Origin of the sequence: Bacillus sp. B-jedd (genome assembly GCF_000821085.1) — a bacterium.
GTDB lineage: Bacteria > Bacillota > Bacilli > Bacillales > Cytobacillaceae > Bacillus_D.
Genome location: NZ_CCXR01000004.1, coordinates 1 through 3,293, shown reverse-complemented (window position 1 = coordinate 3,293; position 3,293 = coordinate 1). Strand labels below are relative to the sequence as shown.

At 41.7% G+C, this 3,293-nt stretch carries 4 protein-coding genes; all 4 read right to left on the bottom strand.

What is annotated here, in order from left to right:
* Positions 1 to 31: 31 nt before the first annotated feature.
* The 4 genes from BN1002_RS22970 to BN1002_RS22950 all read right to left on the bottom strand — a co-directional run bounded on the left by BN1002_RS22970 (position 32) and on the right by BN1002_RS22950 (position 3,262).
* On the bottom strand, positions 32 to 1,072 hold the full coding sequence (locus BN1002_RS22970; protein ID WP_048823723.1) for a hypothetical protein: 1,041 nt from the start codon (positions 1,070 to 1,072) through the stop codon (positions 32 to 34).
* A gap of 220 nt (positions 1,073 to 1,292) precedes the next feature.
* Positions 1,293 to 2,051, bottom strand: a complete 759-nt coding sequence (locus BN1002_RS22960; protein ID WP_048823721.1) for a DNA-methyltransferase — start codon at positions 2,049 to 2,051, stop codon at positions 1,293 to 1,295.
* Positions 2,052 to 2,089: 38 nt separating this feature from the next.
* Positions 2,090 to 2,473, bottom strand: a complete 384-nt coding sequence (locus tag BN1002_RS22955) for a hypothetical protein (RefSeq protein WP_048823720.1) — start codon at positions 2,471 to 2,473, stop codon at positions 2,090 to 2,092.
* Positions 2,474 to 3,262 carry an MmcB family DNA repair protein gene (locus tag BN1002_RS22950; RefSeq protein WP_048823719.1) on the bottom strand — a complete coding sequence of 263 codons (789 nt, stop codon included), beginning with the start codon at positions 3,260 to 3,262 and terminating at the stop codon, positions 2,474 to 2,476.
* Positions 3,263 to 3,293 lie beyond the last annotated feature (31 nt).

Here is a 3,293-nt window from a genome sequence, read left to right as displayed (position 1 = left end):
CTAACAAAATGCTTACTTTGTCGCCATCGGCTTAAGCAGTAAGAATGTACTTATCCTTGATCCGCTTCTCCCATTTGCTACGCCAAACTAAAAATTCACTTTCATAAGCTGATGACAGAGTGCTGTATTCATCCGGATAAACATCCTCTAAAGGAATCCGCTTCTCATGCAGGTAAGGTATGCTGCGCATGTTTTTCTTACCTGTCTTCTGAATCGCCCTCAGCTGGCTATCAAAATAGCAAGCTTTCAAGAATGATAGAGGTTCATCCTCAATAATTTCATTCCAGTCCATGCCTATGTCCCTGTTGTCGCAATTAAATGGACAGAAATAGCAGCGTGATCGCTTTGTAGGGAAGCCATTCTCAATCAAATACTGTATGCTGTCTTGCGTTGTAAGTCCTTCTTCCACGAGGGGATAAGCTAAATACATGTACTTAAACTGTGGCGATTTATAAAGGTTAATTCTCCTGATCTCGTCGAATGAAAAGCCGATATCGATAATGAAAGCAATGTCGGCTGGCATCTTTTGTTTATTAGTTAAGCCAACTTGCTTTAATACAGCCCGCCGGACTGTTTGCTTTACCGGAACAATCTTAAAATCCACCGTGCATTGCCTGGGCATGATCCCAGCTGCAACTTCCTGCCCTGTTTCCTCATCGATCTTATTGCAGTAAACAGGCATCTGGAACCTTTGATACTCCGTGTGGATATAACGCATTAGCATCTCTTCCAGACCGCCCTCCATGCTGCTGTGACCGGTGATAATGAATGGGGTAGTGTTACCATTCTCCTTTTGTCTGTGCTGCCACCAAGCTACCTGAGAATGGATGAAATCAGGCTCAGCCCCGGTATCAGAAAAAACGATAAAGTCATAATGTATTTCGCCGCGGAAGTGCTGTTCTAAAAGATGTGAAGACTGGGTGCCTCCCCCGAAGGAAAGAACGTGGTAGATCCGCTCTTTCCCCTCGGCATAAAGGTCTTTGATTATTTCTGTTTTAGTTTTAAAAATGCCCTTCCGGTACTTAATGTGTTCGCGATAGTCTCGAGATTCTTCAAAGAGTGTGAGTTGCACGTCCTCCCCCCTTTATTAATCGTCCAACTTTAAAACCACAAGGCACTTGTCCTGTTTCTTACGACTGGCTGACCGTTTGCGCCCTGTTGGAGTGCTATGCCACCTGATAGTCTCGGGCCTGACGTTAAGCTCTGCCGCGCACTCCCGGGCTGTTCCCATGACCAGTAGATCGTCGCCTTTGTAGACGGCGTATTCTTTCCTCACGGTTCTCCCTCCTATTTCATAAAACTAGTGACAATTGGGTCGTATGCCGGTCAATCCGCTCCAAACTTTTCTTGTAATATGGTTCATGTTTCTCAAAACCGATATAATATCTGTCCGTGTTAAGGGCTGCTAGGAGTGTTGACCCGCTTCCAGAACAGTTATCTAAAACTACTGCGCCTGGATTGGTATATGTTTTAATCATGTATTCGCAAAGTTCGACCGGCTTTTGTGTTGGATGTACCTTATCGGGATCATCGTTATTGACTATTTGAAATTGCAGTACACTTCTTGGGTATCTTTTTGTTGTCCCGACATCACAGATAGTTTGTTTCCCTTTTCCGTAAACCTCTGAATTATGATTATTCTTCGCGTAATTCATTGGCTTATGGCCGATTGACATTTGAGGATTATAAACAGGTGCCTTTTTATAAAAGACTAATAGATTTTCGTGAGCTTTCATTGGCATTTTGTCGGCGTTTAAATGGCCCGTTGCCTTATTCTTCTCCCATATCCATTCGTAGCGGTATAGAGGCAAATTACTGGCTCCTAGTACTTTATCGAAGGGAGATTGAGCGAAGAATACAATTGCTCCGTTGTCCTTGATAATTCGTTCATATTGGCTCCAAAGAAGGTTGAAGGGGATAACAGTATCCCAAGCGCAATTTGTAGTGCCATAGGGCAAATCACAAAGGATTAAGTCTATGCTTTTATCCGGCAGGATCTTCATGCCACTTTCGCCCACACAATCAGCATTATAAATTTTGTTCAGCTCCATGCTTCCCCTCCTATCGAACATAATTACTCTTTTGTTGCCTAATAACAGCTAGTGGCAATGCTTTCACCGCGTAAAATTTCAATCAATGTATCCTCGAAACGCCAGCCTTGCATGACTCCTGTTTTTTGCTCCTGAATAATCCTAATGTAGATTTTGTGAATGAGTGTTTTCGGAACTGGGAAACAGCAAAACCGTTCTTTATCATTTGCAAAGCTGAATACAATTTCATCCCCGTAAAAATCAATCATCTTTATACGGTCAATGAGATAGTCTTTATCAAAAACCGACAATTTGATCGGTTGGCTAATTAAAAAATCAATGTTGCAGCTAGTAGAATACTCGCCGCTATAATCTTGGGTAGTTCTCAAAACGTGTTTAATGACATCGGTTATCTCAACTTCTTTGAGGGCTTTTTTATCCATCTATTTCCCCTCCAGCAGTTCCGGATTTTTAATCATTTCATTGAGCCTCATACTGGCACTCTGAATCGTTTCAAGGTCTCGAATAAAATTAGGTGGTACCGTTGTAGAAAGGGCCTTATCCAGTTCTTCCTCGGCATTAAACCTATGAGCATTTAGCCCGTGTTTTTTCATGACTTTTAAAAAGGATTCAAATCTTTCTTGATTCATATCCATTCTTTCTTTTTGACGCTGAAAGTCTTGCACTTGCCGATCAAGTTCAGCCAATTCAACAGCCATCTTGGTACCGACTTTCCAACCCAAGGTACGCCTTTGTTCCTTGTCTAATAGGTATTGTTCAAAAAATTCTCTTTTGCTACTAAAGAAAGGATGTTCCTGGTTATTCAGGCGACTTAGAATAATGTAATAAAACATGTCAGCTGACATTTGAATATCCCTGAACTTAGCCTTTTTTCTGGTATATGGCTTTTTATCCTCATTGATCCATACAAGGCCCACATCATCGGGCAGTTCTTCAGGTAGAATGAGCCCTTTTGGACAAGCAAAGTAAAATCTATGGCATAAATCCTTATACAACGGCCATTTCTCGTCATTCATGAAATCCGCTCGAGAAACCTTTATCTCATAACCTGTCAAACATGGTTTAGTCCAGCTCTTCTTAATTGCCAAGGCATCCATGATTGCAAGTTCTTTTCCCATCCAAGTTGAGCCGTTTTTCACTTCAGTAAGAAAGAAATCCTGACTGTGTTTCTGACTTAACACATGCTTCACTTCACTGGCAGTAATTTTCACTTTGAACCTCCTTATGACGACACAATACAAA

Coding starts and splice junctions, on each gene's coding strand:
- BN1002_RS22955 (WP_048823720.1), bottom strand. CDS start 2,473: ATGGATAAAAAAGCCCTCAAAGAAGTTGAGATAACCGATGTCATTAAA.
- BN1002_RS22960 (WP_048823721.1), bottom strand. CDS start 2,051: ATGGAGCTGAACAAAATTTATAATGCTGATTGTGTGGGCGAAAGTGGC.